This window comes from Acidicapsa dinghuensis, from assembly GCF_025685685.1.
Lineage (GTDB): Bacteria > Acidobacteriota > Terriglobia > Terriglobales > Acidobacteriaceae > Acidicapsa > Acidicapsa dinghuensis.
This window is the reverse complement of sequence record NZ_JAGSYH010000008.1, coordinates 164204-184936: the sequence shown is the minus strand read 5'-3', so window position 1 is coordinate 184936 and position 20733 is coordinate 164204. Positions and strand designations below refer to the sequence as shown.

The following is a 20733-nucleotide window of genomic DNA, read 5'->3' as shown; positions in this document are numbered from 1 at the left end:
ACACGTTATCGTGAAGACTGGCCCATGAAGTCGATCTTTACTCGAGTTGCGCTGACGCTGCCGGTGGTCTGGGTGGTGGTCTCGCTGGTATTTCTACTGATCCACATCGTGCCCGGCGACCCGGTGGAGCAGATGCTGGGCGAGGGTGCAACTGCGGCAGATCTGTCCACTCTGCGCCATCAATATGAACTTGATAAGCCGCTGCTTGTGCAGTACCTGCATTACTGGCGTGGCGTGCTGCACGGCGATCTTGGCAGTTCGATTCGCCTGCATGACACGGTGCTGCATCTGATTGCGACCCGGTATCCGTACACGATTGAGTTGACGATAGCGGCGCTGGTGTTGGGGCTGTTGATTGCGGTTCCGGCGGGCGTCACGGCGGCGCTTCACCGCAGCCGCTGGCAGGATCAGACGATTGGCGTCGTGAGTCTTTCCGGGCTGTCATTTCCTGCCTTCGCGCTTGGTCCGATTCTGATTCTTGTCTTCTCGATTGGCCTTGGCTGGCTGCCGGTTTCGGGTGCAGGATCAAGCAATACGCTGGCCGGCTTCTTCACCGATGGATGGCAATATCTGGTGCTGCCCGCATTTGCGATGGGAGTTTCGCTGGCTGCGATTCTTACGCGGATGGTGCGTACGGCGATGTTGGAAGAGTTGCACCGCGACTACATCCGCACGGCGCGGGCCAAGGGGCTGAGCGAGCGAGCAGTGATCTACAGGCATGCGCTGCCAAATGCGCTGGTGCCGATTGTGACTGTGGTCGGCCTGCAGTTCGGCACGCTGCTGGCTGGTGCGATTGTGACGGAGACGATCTTCAGTTGGCCGGGACTGGGGCGGCTGGTAGTGACGGCAATCTCAGGCCGCGACTACGCGCTGGTGCAGGGCGCGCTGCTGACGATTGGCCTGACGTATGTGCTGGTGAATCTGCTCACGGATCTGACGTATCGTTTGGTCAATCCCAGGATGAGAAGTTGATTCGGAGTCGGTTAATCGGGAATTATTTCTCGCTGGCAGCCCAGTCGAGCAGCGTGAGCGCCAGCAGCAGGACGCGGCGCAGGCCTAGATCGCGGTTTGCTGCGGAGTACCACTCGGCGCGGGTGTGTGCGCCGCCGCCGTCGCCTCCTGCGCCGAGCGAAGCCGACGGAATGCCGAGCGAAAGCGGAATGTTGGCGTCGGTCGAGCCGAGGCGGAAGTCGCTGCGCAAGCCGAGATGGCGGTCGACTGCCTTGATGGCTTCGACCATGGCGGAGTCGCGAGTGGAGTCGGCGGCGGGGCGATTGCCAATTTTCTCGATGGCGAAGCGCATAGGCGTTGTGCGCGAGGAGTGAGAATTGCCCGAGGCGGCGCGACTGGCCGCTTCAGCATTGGCTGTTTCCACGGCGTCTTCAACAGCACGGTGCAGGGCTACTTCCATGCGGACGAGCGCCTGCGTTGCGGTGGACCGAAATTCGATGGATGCCATCACGCTCTCGGGGATGGTATTGACCGAGGTTCCGCCCTGGATGGTGCCGACGTTGAGGGTGACGCGGGGCTCATTCGGGTACGGATTGAGCGGAACAAGCGTGAGGCTGGCGAATGCCGAGCTGAGCACCATGATCGGATTGGGGGTTCCGGCATCGGTAAAGCTGTGGCCTCCGGGACCGGTGATGCTGACACGATAACGGCGGCTGCCGAGTGCCTGGGTGACGGCAGTTTCGTTGCCTGCACCGTCGAGGACGATGTGCGCGACGATGCGCCGGGCGAGTGGCCATTTTTTGTAGAGATGACGCACGCCGCGCAGATCGCCTTCGCCCTCTTCGCCGACGTTGCCGCAGAAGACGAGCGTTGCCGGAGGAGTGAGCTGCGCGGCAACCATGGCGCGCGCAATCGCCAGCATGCCGATGACGCCGGCGGCGTTGTCGCATGCACCGGGGGCTTCGATCCGGTCGTCCTGCACCTTGACGTCGAGTGGTGTATCGGCGGGAAAGACCGTGTCCAGGTGGGCGGAAAGCAGGATGACCGGGGATTCTGGATTATCGGCAGATGGCGACGGCAGAGTTCCAAAGACATTGCCGATTGCATCGACCTGAACGCCGGCGAGCCCAGACTGTTGGAATTGGGAGATAAGCCAGGTGCTGCGGGCTTCTTCACCAAAGGGCGGCGCGGGGATTGCGATGAGCTCGGTTTGCCAACCGATCATCTGCTGGCGGTGCAGGTGAAGCCATCGGATGGCTTCATGTAAGCCGCGCTGTGCTGCCAGGGAAGTAACGCGGGAAAAGAACGAACTGCGCGAACCGATCGCCATACTGACAATTTCAGGTTAACAGGCTGCAAAGATGGTGGGTTCAAAAGGGATTGGCGGCTGGTAGATCGAAATCCGGGTATTCGACAGAGTGCAGGAAGAGCCCTTTGGCTGGTGCGGTAGGTCCCGCCGCAGATCGGTTGCGCGATTCGAGAATCCGCGCCATGGAGCCAGCAGGGAACTGGCCGCGTCCGATTTCGAGCATAGTCCCGACCAGATTGCGGACCATGTGGTGGAGGAATCCGTTGCCGCGAACGCGGTAGAGGAGCAGATCGCCTTCGTCTGTGGACCATTCGGAGCGGTAGACGGTGCGGATGGGAGATTTGGGCTCGGATTCATCATCGTTAACGCGATTTGTGGTGTCAGAGTCGCTGGCGGCGAAGCTGGTGAAGTCGTGCTCTCCGCTTACGGCCTGGGCGGCATCCTGCAACGATGCGAGATCCAGTTTCCAGCGGCACGGATGAACGTAGGGAGCCAAAAAGGGCGAGCAGAGGTTGCCACGAAAGATGCGGTATTCGTAGGTTTTGGCACGGGCTGAGTGACGGGCGTGAAATTCGGGTGGAACTGGCTCGACGGAGAGGACGCGAATGGCTGCCGGCAGCGTGCGATTGAGGGCGCGCAGCAGGTTGTCGGCCGGGACGGGCGCTTCGAGGGCAACGCTGGCAACCTGGCCGAGCGCGTGGACGCCGGCGTCGGTGCGGCCTGAGCCTTGCGGCAAAGGCGGCTCGCCCCAGCCGGAGCCGAGGATGCGTCCGATGGCTGATTGCAGCTCTCCCTGAATGGTGGGCAGGCTGGGTTGTACCTGCCATCCGTAGAAGGCAGTGCCGTCGTAAGTCAGGGTTAGCTTCCAGTTCTGCATCCGGGCTCTCGTTCTGATTTTATTGGAGTTGAGACTATCAGCAACGGAACCGCTAGACTTGCAGTTGAGCTGCTTCGGTTACCGTAGTCGGAAATTGCGGCGGCTGGTGGGCGGGTTACCGGGGTATCGACTTGTTAATCTGCCCAGAGGCCCTTTTGCGGGAACGAATTGGGCTTCCAGGGCGTATCCATTCGGTAGCACAAGAGTTGCTTACTCGACTGATTCCAGACACGCGGCGCGATGGATGAGAAATTGCGTCGGAAGAGCAGGCTGGAGAGTCTGGTTCAGTGGCGTCCCACTCAGTTCTAAGAATCATGTGGAGAGGATTCATGCATTTGTACCGGAATCTTGATCGGACTCGGGAAAAAGCGGGTCGTAAGGAAGCGGCAAGCGCGGTAAAGGTCCGCGAGAGCGGAGCCGGAAAACTACGCGCGACGGCAGTGGTGCTGTTGGGCCTAACGACGGCGATGCCTCCGGGGTTGTTTGCGCAGCAGACCTCTCCCCAGGCGGGCAACAAAGTGTTCAATGAGCTGCCTGCCGCTCCGGCACCGACGGATACGGAGCCTTTGTTCCTGCGCAGTACGAGCAAGAACTACCTGAAGCCGTATGAGGTGATCACGAATCCGAAGAAGTTCTATGAAGGCGCGGATGTACCGAATGCGAATTTCATGAATTCGCTGCGCCTGACGGATCTGGTGAAGAACGGCAAGATTTACCTGAGCCTGAGCGATGCGTTAACTCTGGCGCTTGAAAACAACTACGATCTGGCGATTGCTCGCTACAACCTGGATATTGCCGACACCGATATTTTGCGAGCGAAGTCCGGCTCGCTGCTTCGCGGTGTCAATTCGGGTCTGGTTACGAACACGCTGGGCGGAACTTCTTCGACGCTGACGGTGGGCGGCGGACCGGGAGGAACTTCAGCCGGTGCGGCAACCGGTGCGACTGGCCTTGTGATTTCAACCGATGGTGCAGGGCCGTTGCCTCCGAATTACGATCCTTACATTACGGGGACGCTGCAGTGGGAGCGTGCTTCCGCACCGCAGTCCAATACGCTGTTTTCGGGTGGCAAGACTTCGCTGACAACGAATACGAACCAATATAACTTCGGGTATAACCAGGGCTTCCGCACCGGCGCGACACTGCAGGCTACGATCACCAATGAGCGCATCACGACGGACAACCCGTTTGTGGACTATAGCCCGCAGCTTTCTTCGGTATTCAAGGCGACAGTTACGCAGCCTTTCCTGAATGGTGGTGGCATGTGGCTCAACCGCCGGTTTATTCAGGAAGCGATTTACGACAGGCGCATTACCGACTCAGCTTTCCGGCAGCAGGTGCTTTACACCGTCAACCAGGTAGAGAACATCTATTGGGCGCTGGTGAGTTCATACGAAGACCTGCAGGCCAAGGAGCGCGCGCTCGAGCAGAGCAAAAAGGTAGCGGCTGACGACCGCAAGCAGCTCGAGATTGGCACCATGGCTCCGTTGGATGTGGTGACGGCGGACTCGCAAGTGGCTTCGGATCAGCAGGCGCTGGTGAGCTCGCAGAGCAATTTGAATTATCAGCAGCTCATCATCAAGCAGGCAATCGCGCGCAATCTGAGCGATCCTGCGCTGATTGCCGCGCCAGTGATTCCAACGGATCGCGTGAGCCTGGAGCAGCTGCCGGAAGAGACCGAGTCCGCGGACGAACTGACGCAGGCTGCCTTTAAAAACCGTCCAGAGCTGGAGCAGGCTGCGCTGTCGCTGAAGAAAGACCAGATCACTTTGAAGGCAACCAAGAATGCGCTGCTGCCTACCTTGAATGGCTATGTCTTCTACGGGTCGAGCGCACTGGGTGGTTCGCAGAGCCCGAATGCTGAGAATTTGTTCGCCACAACTCCAGGGCCGTATCCGCCTGGAACTTTTCCGACGGTTGGTTATGGGCAGGTGCTGCAGAACCTGTTCAACAGCACAGCGCCGGATAAAGGTGCAGGCTTTACGTTAAGCGTTCCGCTGCGCAACCGTACGGCGCAGGCTGATCGGGCGCGGTCGCTGCTTGAGTATCGTCAGCAGCAGTTGCGGCTGGAGCAGCTTTACACCGAGATCAAAATGCAGGTGGTCAACCAGCAGTTTGCGCTGACCAACGACCGTGCAGCGGTACTGGCAGCCGACGCTTCGCAGAAGTACAACGCGCAGAGTCTGGATGCAGAGGAGAAGAAGTTGCATCTCGGTGCTTCGACGACGGCGCTTGTATTGCAGCAGGAGCGCAATCTGGCTACTGCTGAGAACAACCTGACGGCCGCGCGCGCCGCATATGCCAAGGATCGTGCAGCGCTGTACCAGTTGTTGGCGACGACGCTGCAGCATTACGGAATCAATCTGATTGATGCTGCGACGGGTACTGTCAACACAGAGCCTGTGATTCCGGGGATTGAGCCTGCGCAGCCGACGAAGGAGCCGACGCTGCCGAACCGGGAACAGCGGCAACAGCAGGAGCAACAGATCCAACGGCAGGGACAGCAGCCTGAGCCCAAGCCGCAACCGCAAGAGCCACAACCGCAGCAGTAGTTTCAAACAAAAGAAGGGCCCGGCAGATGCGATTACTCTGCCGGGCCCTTTTGCTTTTGAAGGATGATTACGACCTCATCGTTCGGCGATGAAATCGAGCAGATCGAAGAACTCGGGGAAACTGATGGCTGCCGATTCCGAGCCGCTGATGAGAGTTTCTCCTTCGGCACGAAGAGCGGCGACGCTGAAGGCCATGGCAATGCGGTGATCGCCGCCGGAGTCGATGGTGGCTCCATGGAGAGTCTGGCCGCCCGGGACGTCCATGCCGTCTTCGAACTCTTCGACTTCGGCACCCATGGTGCGGAGATTCTGGACGACGAGCGCGATGCGGTCGCTTTCCTTGACGCGCAACTCTTTGGCGTCGCGGATGCGGATGCCGCCGCGTGTGTAGGGTGCGATGGCGGCTAGGACGGGTAGCTCGTCGATGAGCTGAGCGGCGAGCGCGCCGGTGACGGAGGTGCTGCCGAGGCCCTCGGCTGGTGCGGAGACCTGTACGGTGCCGACCAGCTCTGAGTGCTTCTCTTCAAGATTGAGGACCGCAATCTGCGTGCCGAGTGACGTGAGTACATCGAGCAGAGAGGCGCGCGTGGGGTTGAGGCCGAGCGAGTCGAGCAAGAGTTGTGAACCGGGGAAGAGAGCCGCAGCGCAGAGGAAGAAAGCGGCAGAGGAGATGTCTCCGGGCACTGCGCCTTCAATGGCGCTAAGGGTCTGCGTGCCGCTGATGGAGACGTAGTCGAGTCCGCGCTCGATGTTGGCTCCGAAGGCGCGGAGGGCGAGTTCGCTGTGGTCTCGGGTGCGGACTGCTTCGCGGACGGTGGTGGTGCCGGGGGTTTGAAGGCCGGCGAGGAGGACACAGGTTTTGACCTGAGCGCTGGGAACGGGCGTTGTGTAGTCGAGCGCGGTGAGTGGTGCGCCGTGGATGGTGATGGGCGCGTGGCCTTCAGTCAACATTAGCTTTGCGCCCATGGCGGTGAGCGGCTTGCGGATGCGCTCCATGGGGCGGCGCGAGAGCGAGGCGTCGCCTATGAGGGTGAACTCACCTTGTTGCGGCGCGAGCAGGCCGGAGATCATGCGCATGGTCGAGCCGGAGTTGCCGCAGTCGAGCGGGCCTGTGGGTTGCTGGACTTTGCCGCCGACTCCGGTGACTTCGATGACGCCGTCTTCTTTGCGCTCAACTATGGCGCCGAGGGCACTCATGCAGGCGAGCGTGGAGGCGCAGTCAGCGCCGGTGGAGAAATTGGTGAAGCGCGAGGTGCCCTGGGCAAAGGCGGAGAGCATGCCGTAGCGATGGCTGATGGACTTGTCGCCGGGAAGGCGCAGGCTGCCGTTGATGTTGCGTGCGGGGCGGATGAGGCGTTCTTCGAGGGCTGTATGCAAGATGGCTCCGTGGTTCGTGCTTCGATCTTGGATGTGTCTAGTTTATCGGAGCGGATGGAGCGCTGTGTGTATCGAGCATTCGCGGTGCAGGGCAGCACAAACGCAGAAGATGTTGCGGTGTGGATATCGGATTGAGAGAAACAAAGAGGTTAGCTCCAGGGAGGGGGGAGGGGGTGATTATTTTTCTGCGCATTAGCTGAACTGCTAACAGTTGTCGATTTGCTATTAGATGAAGCTAATAGTAAATAGTCTGGTGAGTCTGAGTTACTGGTGTATCCCAAGTCGCTGTGAATCTGTGCAAATCGCTGGAAAAGCAGATCCTTCACTTTGTTCAGGATGGCAAACATTTGCTGCGAATTGATGACTCAGGACAACAGCTACTTGTCGCGGACATTTATATTTTGGGGGACGATAAGACCGTAGCTGAAGCCATATTACCTGTTTGAGCGGTAATTATCGGCAAGGTTGACTTTCCTTATGTGCTCAGAGCGAAGACCGCATGGTCTTTGCCGTGCCCGTATGATGAACGGATGGTCTCGACTGAGGTGAATAGTCTGCATCAGCGCGCCATCGCTGCGTTTCAGCGTGGCGAGGCAGACGCGGCTGTGGAATTGCTTTGCAAAGCTGTTGAGGCTGATCCGACGTCGGCTGTGGTGGCGAACGATCTGGGCTCTGTACTGGCGCAAATGGGCAGAATGGAAGAGGCGATCGCTGCATTTCGCCGCGCGATCGAACTTGCGCCGGAGTATCCCGAGGCGCATAACAACCTGGCGAATGTTTATCAGATGACCGGAGATCTGGATGCGGCTGTGGTGAGCTACCAGACGGCGCTGCGCCTTGCTCCGCAATATGCCGAGGGGCATCGGAATCTGGCGAGTGCGTTGTGGCGGCTGGGACGGATTGAAGAGGCGTCCGCCGCTCTGGCGTTGGCGGTGTCGATCAATCCAAGTTATATCGAGGCGGTTGCGCTGCTTGTGCTCCAGCTCAAACAAATGTGCGACTGGCGCATGGTGGATGAGCTTACGCAGCAGTTGATTCGGGCAGTAGAAGATGGATCGGGCGGGGTGAATCCATTTGTGTTTCTGACGCTGGAGACAACGCCCAGGCGGCAGCGGCAGTGTGCCGAGCAGTTTGCGCAGGCAAGGTGGCTGACGGTGAGTGGTACGGCGAATAACACCGCGCAGGCTGCAACGAATCGTGAGCGCATCACCGTCGGGTATCTCTCGGCTGATTTTCAGGAGCATGCGACGGCTCATCTTATTTCGGAGTTATTCGAGTTGCATGATCGCAGCCGGTTTCGCGTCGTTGGATACTCTTACGGAGCGGATGACGGCAGTGCTGCGCGAAAAAGACTACGTGAGTCATTCGATTTGTTTGTCGATTTGGAGGTTGTTTCGCATGCCGACGCGGCGGCGCGTATTCGTGCGGACGGGGTGGACATTCTGGTGGATCTGAAGGGATACACAACAGATGCGCGGCCTGAGATTATGGCGCTGCGGCCGGCTCCGATCCAGGTAAGCTACATGGGCTATCCAGGAACCATGGGGGCGAACGCGATTGACTATATTCTGGTGGATCGATTCGTAGTGCCGGTGGAGCAACAGAAGAATTTCACTGAGACACTGGTTCACATGCCGCATTGCTATCTGGTCAACGATCGACGGCGTCCGGTTGCAGAGGCGAGCAGCCGCGCGGAATACGGGCTGCCTGAAGATGGATTCGTGTTCTGTTGTTTTAATTCGGCTCACAAGATCACGCCTGCGATTTTTGACATCTGGATTCGGCTTCTGGAGCAGGTGCCGGGAAGTGTTTTGTGGCTGCTGGAGTCGAGCCTGGTTGCAATGACGAATCTGCGGCGGGAGGCGGATGCGCGGCTGAAGGGAGGGGCCGAGCGGCTTATATTTGCGCCGCAGCTTGCGAATGCTGAACACCTGGCTCGATTCGCCGTGGCGGATTTGTTTCTGGATACGCTGCCGTATAACGCACATACGTTGACGAGCGATGCGCTATGGGGTGGATGTCCGGTGTTGACGGTGACAGGGGAGACATTTGCGTCACGTGTTGCAGGGAGCATTTTGCATACGGCTGGATTGCCGGAGTTGGTGACATCGACGCTCGATGAATATGAGGCGACGGCGTTGCGATTGGCGAGCGCTCGAGCGGAGTTGGCAACGCTGCGTGCGCGGATTCAGAAGAACAAAATGACAACGCCGTTGTTTGACACGCCTCGCTTTACGCGCGAGCTAGAAGCGGCGTTTGAGTGGATGATGCAGCAGGCCAGCTCAAGGGAAGCATAAAGCCTGCCGGGCATTAAAGGCTTAGAGTCTGCGACGCGAGATTAACGCCTTCAACTCTGGACCGGATCTTGGCGAAAGCGGTGTCGCGAGCTGTGGAGGTATCGTCGGCAAAGGGTGAGAAGCCGCAGTCGTCAGTGGCTCCTAGCTGATCTGGCCGCAGGATCGATGCGGCTTCCAGGATACGGTCGTGCACCTGATCGGGAGTTTCGACAGACGGGTTAACGGGATCGATGACTCCGATGAAGACGGTGTGATGCGGCTTGAGGACGGAGTTCACGGTTTGCAGTGTGCGCTTACGGTCGGGCTCGCTGGACATCTGGAGGTAGAAGCGGCCTACGTTGAGCTGGAAAAGATCGGGCAGGAGTGCCGCGTAATCAACGTCGGCGCTGTGGGTGGAGTCGTGATCGGCGCCAGGGCAGACGTGGACACCGATGCGCTTGCGATCTTCGGCGCTGAAGCGCGAGAGAACGGAGTTGTTCAGATCGATGAAGCTGCGCAGCAGACCACCAGAAGGATCGAGCTTGAGCGAAAGGCGGGCTTCGGTGAAGTCGATTTGAACGACGGCGGCGCCGGCGTGGAGTGCACTGCGAATATCAGCTTCGGCTTCGTTGAGGAGATCTGCGAGAAAGGCTTCGCGAGGATAGCTGGGAATGCCGGTGGGCGGATAGAGCAGGCTGAGCGCGGACGCGGAGATGACGGCTTGTTTGATGGGGAGAACGGTGAGATTCTTTGCGGTTTTGCAGAAGGAACCGGCATGAACGCTATACCGAAACGGGCCGCTGGTCAAGCGTGGAAGCTGACGCGTGTGCCCATCGGCGAAGGGAATGACGACTCCGTCAGGCGCGAGGTTGGTAAGGCCGAGCAGCGGATAGGTGGCGAAGCTGGGCTTGGTCTGCTCGCCGTCGGTGACGACCGGTGAGCCGGTTTGCTCGAAGCGTCGAATGGTGTCGTGGAGCGCGGCGGTGTAGGCCTCATCCAGAGCACGAGGGGAGATGATGCCAGCGTGGAAGTCAGAAATTGTCTGAAGCAGGGACGCAGGGCGGGGAATGCTGCCGATGGGCTCGGTGGGGATCGCCATGCGGCGAGTGTATGGGAGAGCTGTGTGATTGCTCATCCATCTTTGGATGGAGGAGCTTTGGATGGACAGGAAGATTGGGTTGAGGGTTCGATTGCGCCAAACCTGAGCCGTGGATGATAGACTGGCCCCGGAAAAATGCCACAGATATTGATTGTTACCGGAGATGCTGGCGAAGCTTACGAAGCACTTTATGCTGTGCATCGGTTTCGTGAGGAAGACTGGCGTACTGCCGTTGCTGCGCCGTCGGTACGCCGGCTCCACCTTGTCATGCACGATTTTGAGCCAGGGTGGGATACCTACGTCGAGCGTCCCGGCTACGGCCTGGAGGCAGACATCTCGTTTGACCAAGTGGATGTAGGTGCTTACGACGCCATTCTGATTCTGGGAGGCCGTGCGCCTGAGTATCTCCGCAACGATCGGCGCTTGCTGGAGATTGTCCGCGAATTTGACGCGCAGCAAAAATGGATCTTTGCGATCTGCCATGGTATCCAGGTGCTCGCCGCTGCAGGCATTACAAAAGGCAAGCGCATTACCTGCTATGAACACGTTCGCTTCGAGGCTGAACAAGCTGGCGGAACATTTGTAGACGAAGAGGCAGTTCGCGATGGCCGCATTGTCACTGGCCAGACCTGGCAATCGCATCCCGAGTTTTATCGGGAGGTCTTTGCCTGCCTGAAGGCACCTGCGCGATCCTGACAATTGTTGCATTCATCGAATCGCAATTTGGTCGCTAACAACTGCTCAAACGCCGGTGGGTGGATGCCCGATTACGTCTGGGCTGTATGCGTGCAATGCTTCGAGCTTTTGCTGCGGGACGAACTTATCCCATGCTGTCACGGGTATTTCTTCTTCCACTGCTGATTCTGTTTCAAAGTACATCGTGACGATCTGCTGAGGATGAACCGCGAAGCGATACTCCGCGCCGGAGGGAAGGTTTGTAACCACGTTTCCAACCAGATCTGTGATCGCTGCGTTCTTGTGCGGGAGCGATAGCTTGATATTTGCTTCGCCGGGGATTCCGAAGGCCTCTACAAACCGCAAGATCATGTGATTGCCCTGCCGACGCAGAGACTCGACGATTACGTTATTGGATGTTTCGAGATAACTCTGGCTTCTAAAGTCAGAGCACCCATCGAACACGGCCGGAGCGAGGTTATATTCCCATGCGGCTTGTGGAACTCGTGCTTCTTTCCACGACGATTCGTAAGGCAGCAGTGCATACTCCAGCACATGTTTGCCTTTGCCGGTCATCCATGGATTGTCGTAGCCCTGATATTTGTCTTCTGCGTTGAAGAGATAGATGGAGGCCTCGCGGCCATTCAATTCGCGGCCTGTTAGTCCTCGATCGAACAGAGCTGCGCCGCCTGCGCCAGTGGTTGCGTAGGCGCTCCAACGTACGGCGGGTACGATGCCTTTGGCCCAGCCGTGCAGGTTCGGGTCAGGCTTTGACCAGGCGGCATGGGAGAAGCCGAAAGGCACGCCGCGCATCACTTCGTCGACATCGTTTGCGAGAGGGAAATTCGCATACACCATGGTGTAGTCCGGAATATCGTTCAGCTCGGTTTCGAAGTCTATGCGCGGATGGGCTTCGTAAAGCCGGATGCTTCGGCGCAGGACACCACCGCCGTAGAACTTGCCTGTGACTGCGATGGTGATTAACAGCGGACCTTTGTGTACCTCAATCGTTGAAGGCTCGTCGCTCGAAGTTGCAATCCTGTCCTGCCCTGGAATCGGAGGAAGAATATCTCCCGGATCGCTTGCCTTCTTTTTGGGCCTCTCCGCGATGATGGTGTTTGCTTGTGCGCCGAGGAGTTCCCGCCCGCTCTTCCGGCTTGTGAGGCTGGCGATCGCACCGGTTTTCGCATCCAGGGTCAAGGTGTAGAGCGAAGTCTCAACTTTGTTGATGGAGCCGAGTGCTTTCGGCTTCTGCGGCTCGCCCTGGACCAGCTTTAACGGATGCAAACTCGTAGATGCCATCGGAATGCTGCATAGGACGCGTCCATCAGGCAGAAGTTCGCATGGCGTGCCATCGATGATTTTGCCGGCAGCGAGTTTGAGCGTGATTGGATCATTGCGGCGCCAGTTCAATGGATTGAAGAGGGCTGCTTGCTTTCCGGCAGCTGTAAGAGATTTGAGAGCGCTCGACTGCACCTGAGTAGCGGAGTGCTGCACCCAGTTGAACCTGTCCTGCACGTCCCAGGACTTTTCACTAACGAAGACCATGCCTCCTGCCGATCCCCAGAGGGTGTTGCGATCCATGTTCAGGAACATCAATGTCCATGACTCATAGAGGCTCTGCGATGGGTAGCTGTAATGGCCGCTCAGGCTGGCGATAGTAGCCAGCGACTCGGCTGTTTGCAGGCTTTGTTCGCTGCTGCGGTATAAGGTTTTTACTTTAGGGGTGTCCATCCAGAATGCATCAAAGTCATAGGCAGTACCGCCTTCATGAGTGGGTATCTCGATCGTTCCGGATTGAATGCCGGGAAGGATGGTGTCTACGTACTTGCTCAGGGTTGTGAAGCGAATCTTGCGGCGTGCTCCGGGTTGTTGCCACTGCGCGAGTAATGCAGTTGGATAGGACTTAACCGGGGGAGCAAGCGAATAATCACCGCCGCCGCCGAGAATGAGAATCGATGCGCCCTCTGGCGTGATGCTTTCTTTCGAAGCGAACTGGCTTTCGAGCTTGTCCAGTTGCGCTTCAGCCAATACTTCTTTGCTCTCATAGATGCTGCTCGCTTCGGAGTAGTGGCCCGGACAGAGTGTGAGTATGCGCGAGCCATCGGGCGAGACGGTCCAGAAGATTGTTTTGCCTGTCGGATTCTTGCGGGTGTAGACAAGGGCTTTCAGCTCGAGGCCTTTGGCGATCTGTGCCATCTGATCATGCACGCCGCAGGTATCGATGCACCAGGCATACTGAGGCCTGAGGCCGAAGATTTTCTCGTACCACCGCAGGCCTTCGGAGCCGATGCGAACGAGCGCTTCGCCTCCGGAGAGATTGATGGTGGATTCGAGGAAGAAGCCGTTGACAAGTTCGACTCGCTTTTCGGCGACGCGCTGTTTGAGCTCCGGGATGCGCTCAGGGTGAAAGTTCATGATGCCGATGATGTTGTTTATTTCGGACAGGACAAACTCGTATTGCGCGTCATCACGAACACGATCCAGATGCGAGAGATAGCTGTTGACGCAGTAGACGCGCTCTTTTGAGAAATCTGCGAGCCAGCCGCAACTGGCTGGATGAAAATTGGAGACGATATAGACGTCGCGGCCGTGGGGGTTTTCACCTTTGTTGCTGGCCAGTTGCGCTGGAGCGTATTGGCTAAAGACGAGTGTTGCCGCGCCGGCAACGAACTCTCTTCGGTTCCACTTGGGATGTTGCGATTTTTTCATCATCATCTCGCTTAGAGCGTGATTAGCGGCATCAGGGCTTTGACAGTGAATGCCTGTCTTTAAACAGATCTGTGAATTCTACAACGGCGCCGATAGGCAACGAAGTTTATATAGATAGCGTGAGCGCGTAAATTTTGCCAGATATGGCAATGAAATAACCGCTGTATCAGGCGAGTCTAGGAAAGAAATGGCAACGCCATATTAGCTACTGCTGTCGTTGATAGGATGTTATAGTGTGTCGCGCCGGGCACAATGCCAAGCCTGGCTGTCGAACGCAGCGAACCATCAAGACCGGCATCGCGTTGACCTCCTCCCAGTGCTTCGTAGAAGGCCACTATGTGTTCAAGGCGAATAGAGTCAGCGTCGGCAAAGACAAGCATCGTGGGAAAATGAAACTTTTTCACCTGCTCCGACCAGTCGAAGTCATGAGATTCCATCTCTGCGATTTTGCGGAGAAGCGTTTCCCAGTTGACATCCGGATAGAGCTGACCAAGCGGCGAACCTTTAATGTTTTGCGCGATCTGTGCGGCGTGCGCAGGCATCTGATCGAATGCCGCAGCTACTTCCGGGAACGACCCGTCCCGTTGCATGGCAGCCGAGACGACGATCAGGCGATTGATGGTGGCAGAATGCCGAATCGCAGTTTGTAGCGCCACTCCACCGCCTAACGAGTAACCCAGTACATCTGCTTTCTCGATCTTCAGCCAGGCCATCAAGGCAGCTACGTCATCGGCCATGAATTCAAACCGCAATGGACGATCGATGTCTTTCGTACGTCCGTGCCCTTGCTGATGAAGGATGATGACCTTCCTCGTCTTCGCCAGTTCCGTCAGATTCTGACCGAATACCTCGCTGGCTGTAACGCCGCCGTGCAACATGATGAGTGGTTGACCTTCGCCATGAATCTCGTAATAAAGATTTAATCCATTGACAGGAGCGTAACCTGAGCTTGAATTTTGCATGAGTGTCTCCAGAAGAAAAGATGACGGTCCATGAAATATCGGGACTAGGGCAGTCGCCTTCAATCCGGCGCCAGAAATAGCAAGGAGCTCTCGTCTCAGCATTTTTCTCCTCTACAACTCGTCTCGCGTGTTCGTGACAACGGCGCATGAACATTTTGCTAACGCGGCGTCCGCATCCACTTCAGGCACTGTTAAATCTACTTCTTACTTAAAAGAACCAAGAGCGAGCCTTCTGGCAATATTGTTGAGATATCAGGAGTACAGCTTCCCTATCTGTTATTGCCAACAGGTCAACGCATTCATCGTTCTCCATTTTGCTCAAGATGACAAGGCCGAGCCGTGCACGGCTCTATGGTTCCGGTGTTTCCCACTGGTTCGTTTGAGCGGACTTGAAGATAGCTTCGATGACGGCCATGTTGGCTATGGCGTCTTCGAGCGGGACGGGAACTTCGGTGTCTTCGAGGATAGCTTTGGAGAAGGCGTCGCCCTGCAGTGTGTATTGATCCTGAACGGGGAAGACTTCAGTGCTGATGCCTGAGCCGAAGAGTTCTCCGCCGATATCGATGAAGATGCGGGTGGGGCGGTCTTTGGGGGCGTTGAAGGGGATCTCGATTTCGATGCGGCCTGTGGTGCCATAGAACTGGACGCGCTGGTAAGGGACTAGCTGAGTGGAGCAGGTGAAGATGGAGTGGCCGACGGGGAAGTCGAGCAAGGCAGAGGTGAGGCGATCAACGTCCGTTTCGGGGTCGCGGTCGATTAAGCCGACTACGCGGGTGGGCAAGCCACCAAAGGCGTGGCGTGAGGCGTGGATACAGTAGCAGCCGATGTCATAGAGTGCTCCGCCGCCTGACTTGACGTTGTTGCGGATGTTGGTCTTGTTGGTGTTGTAGTAGCTGAAGAAGGCGAAGATGGAGCGCAGTTCTCCGATGCGGCCTGAGTCAAGAATTTCGCGGATGCGCAGCCATTGCGGGTAAGTGCGGATCATGAAGGCTTCGCCGATCTTGACACCGGTGCGGGCGCGGACGTCGAGGAGGGTTTTGGCTTCGGCGACGGTGAGGCTCAGGGGCTTTTCGCAGAGGACGTGCTTGCCGGCTTCGGCAGCTTTGATGGTCCAGGGGACGTGAAGCTGGTTGGGCAGTGGGTTATAGATGGCGTCGATATCGGGATCGGTGAGCAGTTCCTCATAGGAGCCGTAGGCTTTGGGGATGCCTAGCTCATCAGCCGCTTCGCGAGCTTTGGCGAGGTTGCGTGAGGCTATGGCGTCGACGGTCGTGAGCTGGCCAAGCTGCATGGCGGGCAGAACTTTTTTCAGGCCGATTTTGGCGGTGCTGAGAACACCCCAGCGGATCTTTTTCGAGGAACCTTCGGGATTCGACATGCGGATAGGATAGCTTGCTCGAATCGGCGAATGGTAACTCTGGTTGCGCAATGAATCGTGGCGCTTGAACTTGTAACGATAAAGTAAGGAACAATTTTTTCTGCACTACGTCTATGCGTCCAGGATGGTGAAGCTGCAGCACTGGCTGGATTGGGCAGGATTGCGTTGGGGCGCAACCATGCTCGAATTGAAGACGTAACCCAACCGCGACAAAGCGGGGTAGATCGATGAAGGTAAGCGGTTCCATTCTGCAGGTTGTTTATTTCATTTCTGTTGCCGGGATGATCGGATGCACGGGAGGTGGGACGGTAAGTGTTCCGCCGCCACCGGGTCCGAATGCGGTTATCTTTGTTGCACAACCACCGACCTCGCTGGCGGTAAATGCCTCAGCCTCACTGGTTGCTGCGGCTACTTATACAAACATCGCTGTGGCTGGCGAAAATACGGCGGTGACCTGGTCGGTGGCATGTGGCAGTGCGGGTGCATGTGGAGCTTTCAGTTCAAACGCGGATGCGGCAGGGATCACGTATACAGCACCAGCGGTGGTTCCTTCGGGCGGGGTAGTCACTGTTACGGCGACATCGGTTGCGGACGGCTCGAAGTCTGTGTCGACAGCGATTAAGATCGTGCCTCCTATTCCTGTCTCAGTCACTTTCTTTGCTCCGCCACCTGCGTCAATGCAAGTTGGCTCTTCCTTTGGATTGAATGCAGCAATTGCAAACGATGTGACGGCGAATCCGCAGGTGAAGTGGACGGTAGCTTGTAGCAGCATCGCTTGTGGTTCGTTTGCACCAGCGACGACTTACAGTGAAGCAGCAACCACCTACACCGCGCCTGCGACAGTTCCATCTGACGGCAGCGTTACAGTCACGGCTACTTCGGTCACAGACACGACTAAATCGGTATCGACCAACATTGTTATTACGCCGGCTGCGTCTACGCTGGCGAATGGAACGTATGTTTTTCAGATCTCAGGACAGACGGGAATTACTTCAAGCTTTATCACCGGGGTTTTCACGGCAAGTAATGGCGTGGTTACGGGCGGCGAGCAGGACTGGGCATATTTGACTTCAGATGCGGACGATAACACTATCCCCGCCACCATGTTTCAGTCCATCAGTGGAGGCAGCTACGCGACTACGCCTGATGGGAATCTTGAAGTGAGCCTGCAAGTCGGGCCGGGCCAGATTGAAACGCTCGAAGGAACACTGGCCTCGGGCGCGAAGGGCTTTGTGAATGGATTGAACGGCGCTTTGGCTAATGGCACTCTTGAACGGCAGACAAGCATTGCTCCGCCGTCGGGGGGATATGCGGTATCGCTGTTTGGCAGCGATAAGTTCACTGATGCGACATGGATGGGCGGTGTGCTGAATGTCGATAGTGCTGGAGGTATCTCCGGCAATGGCAGCATTCTCGATGTGATCGACAGCTACGCCAGCTTTGGCGGTACGCAGACGATAGGTGCGAGCACTGTGTCCGCTCCTGACGCTAACGGCCGTGTGCAGATCGCCTTGCAGCCATCGGCAAGCTCACCGCTGCCGACGCTGTATCTGGCAGGCTATGTTGTGGATTCGAGCCACATTCGCCTGGTCGAAGTCAGCGATACGGATGAGACGAACAATTTCAACGGCGTGTTGGGCGGCGTGGCGCTTGGGCAAGGTGCAAGCACGGGAACGTTCAGCGCGGCATCGATTGCCGGATCGAGTTATGTCTTCGGAGCGCAAGGTTCAGATGCGCGGGGGCCACTGCAGATTGCCGGAGTGTTGACGCCTAAGGCCGACGGTAGCGTGACCGGTACGCTCAACTGGAATGATGGTTCGGGCAGCGCGGCGCAGGCTCCGGAGACATTCACGGGTTCGTACACTGTCGATCCAACTGGCCGTATGACGCTGACGAACCTTTCCGATGGCTCCGCGTTCAACTATTCGCTGCGTTTTTACCTCACCAGCGGCGGCGCTTTGCTGCTCTCCAGCGACAGTAGCGATATCTTCAATGGGGAGGCGTTCCTGCAGCAATCCGCCGCCTTTACGGCAGCATCGTTCAATGGAAACTACGGATTGAACGCGATGATTTATGGGACGAATCTACTTCAAAATGTGGAGGCGATGAGCGTGGTTGGACCCATCACGGCGGTTGCCGGCGGTGGTAGCGTTGCTGTGAGCGGTTATGCCGATGCAGGTGTAGGTAACGCCGATTTTGCTATTGCGGGCAGCTTTATGCCGTCAAGTAACGGCGTCCTCACTGGAACGCTGACGGGGCTGGCTCCGTCTGCGCCGACATTGTCTCAGGGCTTCAGTCTGTATCTGGTTGACCCGACTCAGGGCATCTTAATTGGAACAGATAGCTCGTTTGCATTGGGGCGTGTTGAGCTTTCGCAATGATTCTTTGGTAAGAGAAACAGGCACCCGGATTCCCGACGCGAGTGCCTGTATCAGGATGGGTTTATTCGATCCTGGCGATGGCAGGGTCGGTGATGCTGTCCTGGCCCGTTTCTACGTGGCCTGCGAACTGGTAGGCGAAATAAGAGTCAGATTCGACTGAGACGGTGAGGTCGTACCAGCCGTGGGAGTGGTCGAGATACCAGGTGTTGATGAGGATTTCACCGGATTTGAGATTGCTTTTGAAGGTGTCGCCTGTATAGGCGTCGGCGATGCGGACCTCGGTGGCATGGGCGAGGTTGCGGATCGTGAGTGTGATGCCGTTGCGGTGGATGTCATAGGCAGCGCGAACGTCGAGGTTGGCTGGATGATTACCGGTGATGCTGCCTTTGAAGCTGCGCAGGAAGCCGTTGGGTCCGTAGACGGCGAGGTCGTATGCGCTGAGGTTTTGCGCGGCAATGGGCCAGATGTCGCTGACTTCAGCGCCTGTTCCTACGGTGTAGGTCCAGGGGCCGAGCGGTGAGTTACCGGAACGCACCTGATACACGGCGGTCTTACCTGCGCTTCCAAAATGAATGCGGAAGGAACCGCTGGAAAGATCGGCTTCTCCGTGAACGTGCAGCTCATAGGGAAGGGCGCGCGCGGGACGTGTTCCGGGCTCCTGCGTAGGCAGAGATTGCTCGGTTGGTGGAGCGGGAATGTAGTCGGGATGGCGGTTGTTGTCGGGTGGGATGTACGCGATAGTGCTGGGCAGCTTGACCTTGGCGTCGTTGGGTGATTGGAAGTTGAAGGTCGAGGTCAGGTCGCCCGAGACGGCGCGGCGCCACGGAGTGATGTTTGGCTCGTTGATGCCGGGATACTCGCGTCCGAAGCGTGCTTCGATGAAGCGGATGATAGAGGTATGGTCGAAGACCTCGGAGTTGACCCAGCCGCCTTTGCTCCAGGGAGAGATGGCGAGCATAGGTACGCGGATACCCATTCCGTAGGGGCCTGCGGGGTATTCAGAGGTGGGATAGGACGGCGCGCCATTGAAGATCTCGTTTGCGGTGTCGATGGTGGAGATACCATTTGCGCGTGAGGTGGGAACGGTAGGAGCAAGCGCGTGATCGAAGAAACCGTCGTTTTCGTCGTAGGTGAGCAGGAAGACAGTCTTGCTCCAGACCTCAGGGTTTGAGGTGAGCGCGTCCAGCATCTGCGAGACATACCAGGCGCCGTAGTTGGCGGGCCAGTTGGGATGCTCGGTATAGGCTTCGGGAGCGACGATCCAGGAGACCTGGGGCAGCTTGCCGGACTGCACATCATTGCGGAACTGATCGAAAAGTGTGCCGCTGGCGGAGATGTTGGTTCCGGTGCGGGCTCGCCTGGCGAGTGGGCTGTTGGCAGGCGCGTTCTGGTACTGGTGGAAGTAGAGCAGCGAGTTGTCGCCGTAGTTGCCGATGTAGGCATCTTCGCCCCATCCCCAGAAGTGGGCCGCATCGAGTCCTGCGCCCTGATCCTGATAAATCTTCCAAGAGACGCCGGCCGATTGCAGGCGTTCGGGATAGGTGTGCCAGTCATAGCCGAGTTCAGCGTTGTCGATGACGGGACCGCCGAAGTTGCCGTCATTGCCTACCCAGCCGGTCCACATGTAATAGCGGTTGGGATCGGTAGGGCCGAGCAGCGAGCAATGATAAGCGTCACAGATGGTGAAGGCATCGGCTAGAGCATAGTGGAAGGGAATGTCGCTGCGGGTGAGATGCGCCATGGTGGTGGTGCCCTTTTGCGGCACCCACTGATCATGCTGGCCGTTATTCCATGCGGCGTGGGTGGTGGTCCAGTCGTGGGCGAGGTCTTGCAGGAACTGCAGGCCGAGGCTGGGCGCTCCGGGATGGAAGGGAAGGACGTAGTCGGAGCCATTGGGCTGATACCAGAGCGGGTCTCCGTTGGGGAGTTTTGCTACTCGCGGGTCTCCGAAGCCGCGGACGCCGCGGAGGGTACCGAAGTAGTGATCGAAGGAGCGATTCTCCTGCATGAGGATGACGATGTGTTCGACGTCGCGAATGGAGCGGGTGCGGTTGTTGGCAGGAATCTCAAGAGCGCGGGCAATGCTAACAGGGAAGGTTGCTGCGGCGGCACTGGTGGTGAGCAGTTGCAGGAAGGTGCGGCGATCCGTGGCCATCGTTTGTATACCTCGGGGAAGAGTTCTGG

General features: G+C 57.7%; 13 protein-coding genes. 5 read left to right on the top strand and 8 right to left on the bottom strand.

Annotated features, from left to right (window positions below):
• The first annotated feature begins 24 nt into the window (after positions 1–24).
• Positions 25–972 (top strand): ABC transporter permease, encoded by a 948-nt coding sequence (locus OHL22_RS21745; RefSeq protein WP_263341846.1) that lies wholly within the window; start codon positions 25–27, stop codon positions 970–972.
• A gap of 22 nt (positions 973–994) precedes the next feature.
• On the opposite strand, the gene OHL22_RS21740 is transcribed toward OHL22_RS21745, so the two are convergent.
• Both OHL22_RS21740 and truA read right to left on the bottom strand, forming a co-directional pair.
• Positions 995–2281 (bottom strand): M20/M25/M40 family metallo-hydrolase, encoded by a 1287-nt coding sequence (locus OHL22_RS21740; protein ID WP_263341845.1) that lies wholly within the window; start codon positions 2279–2281, stop codon positions 995–997.
• 40 nt (positions 2282–2321) lie between these two features.
• Entirely contained in the window at positions 2322–3137 is an 816-nt protein-coding gene (truA, locus tag OHL22_RS21735; protein WP_263341844.1) for a tRNA pseudouridine(38-40) synthase TruA, read from the bottom strand.
• A gap of 329 nt (positions 3138–3466) precedes the next feature.
• On the opposite strand from truA, the gene OHL22_RS21730 reads away from it, so the two are divergent.
• On the top strand, positions 3467–5689 hold the full coding sequence (locus OHL22_RS21730; RefSeq protein ID WP_263341842.1) for a TolC family protein: 2223 nt from the start codon (positions 3467–3469) through the stop codon (positions 5687–5689).
• A gap of 75 nt (positions 5690–5764) precedes the next feature.
• On the opposite strand, the gene aroA is transcribed toward OHL22_RS21730, so the two are convergent.
• Positions 5765–7066 carry a 3-phosphoshikimate 1-carboxyvinyltransferase gene (aroA, locus tag OHL22_RS21725; protein WP_263341840.1) on the bottom strand — a complete coding sequence of 434 codons (1302 nt, stop codon included), beginning with the start codon at positions 7064–7066 and terminating at the stop codon, positions 5765–5767.
• A 530-nt stretch (positions 7067–7596) separates the two neighbouring features.
• Between aroA and OHL22_RS21720 the strand changes: the two genes are divergently transcribed.
• Entirely contained in the window at positions 7597–9363 is a 1767-nt protein-coding gene (locus OHL22_RS21720; protein WP_263341839.1) for an O-linked N-acetylglucosamine transferase, SPINDLY family protein, read from the top strand.
• 13 nt (positions 9364–9376) lie between these two features.
• Here OHL22_RS21720 and OHL22_RS21715 read toward each other — a convergent pair whose 3' ends face one another.
• Positions 9377–10477 carry a cobalamin-independent methionine synthase II family protein gene (locus OHL22_RS21715; RefSeq protein ID WP_263341838.1) on the bottom strand — a complete coding sequence of 367 codons (1101 nt, stop codon included), beginning with the start codon at positions 10475–10477 and terminating at the stop codon, positions 9377–9379.
• Between the two features lie 99 nt (positions 10478–10576).
• Between OHL22_RS21715 and OHL22_RS21710 the strand changes: the two genes are divergently transcribed.
• Complete coding sequence (locus OHL22_RS21710; protein WP_263341836.1) at positions 10577–11137, top strand: DJ-1/PfpI family protein; 561 nt, start codon at positions 10577–10579, stop codon at positions 11135–11137.
• A 45-nt stretch (positions 11138–11182) separates the two neighbouring features.
• Here OHL22_RS21710 and OHL22_RS21705 read toward each other — a convergent pair whose 3' ends face one another.
• The 3 genes from OHL22_RS21705 to OHL22_RS21695 form a co-directional block, all read right to left on the bottom strand.
• Entirely contained in the window at positions 11183–13828 is a 2646-nt protein-coding gene (locus OHL22_RS21705; RefSeq protein WP_263341834.1) for a glycoside hydrolase family 38 N-terminal domain-containing protein, read from the bottom strand.
• 176 nt (positions 13829–14004) lie between these two features.
• Entirely contained in the window at positions 14005–14790 is a 786-nt protein-coding gene (locus OHL22_RS21700; RefSeq protein WP_263341833.1) for an alpha/beta fold hydrolase, read from the bottom strand.
• Between the two features lie 349 nt (positions 14791–15139).
• The gene (locus OHL22_RS21695) at positions 15140–16168 is read right to left on the bottom strand and encodes a Gfo/Idh/MocA family protein (RefSeq protein WP_263341832.1); all 1029 of its coding nucleotides are present in this window, start codon (positions 16166–16168) and stop codon (positions 15140–15142) included.
• Positions 16169–16395: 227 nt separating this feature from the next.
• On the opposite strand from OHL22_RS21695, the gene OHL22_RS21690 reads away from it, so the two are divergent.
• The gene (locus OHL22_RS21690; protein ID WP_263341830.1) at positions 16396–18549 is read left to right on the top strand and encodes a hypothetical protein; all 2154 of its coding nucleotides are present in this window, start codon (positions 16396–16398) and stop codon (positions 18547–18549) included.
• A 61-nt stretch (positions 18550–18610) separates the two neighbouring features.
• Here the strand turns inward: OHL22_RS21690 and OHL22_RS21685 are convergent, their stop codons facing one another.
• Positions 18611–20704, bottom strand: a complete 2094-nt coding sequence (locus OHL22_RS21685) for a phosphocholine-specific phospholipase C (RefSeq protein ID WP_263341829.1) — start codon at positions 20702–20704, stop codon at positions 18611–18613.
• Between the last annotated feature and the right edge of the window lie 29 nt (positions 20705–20733).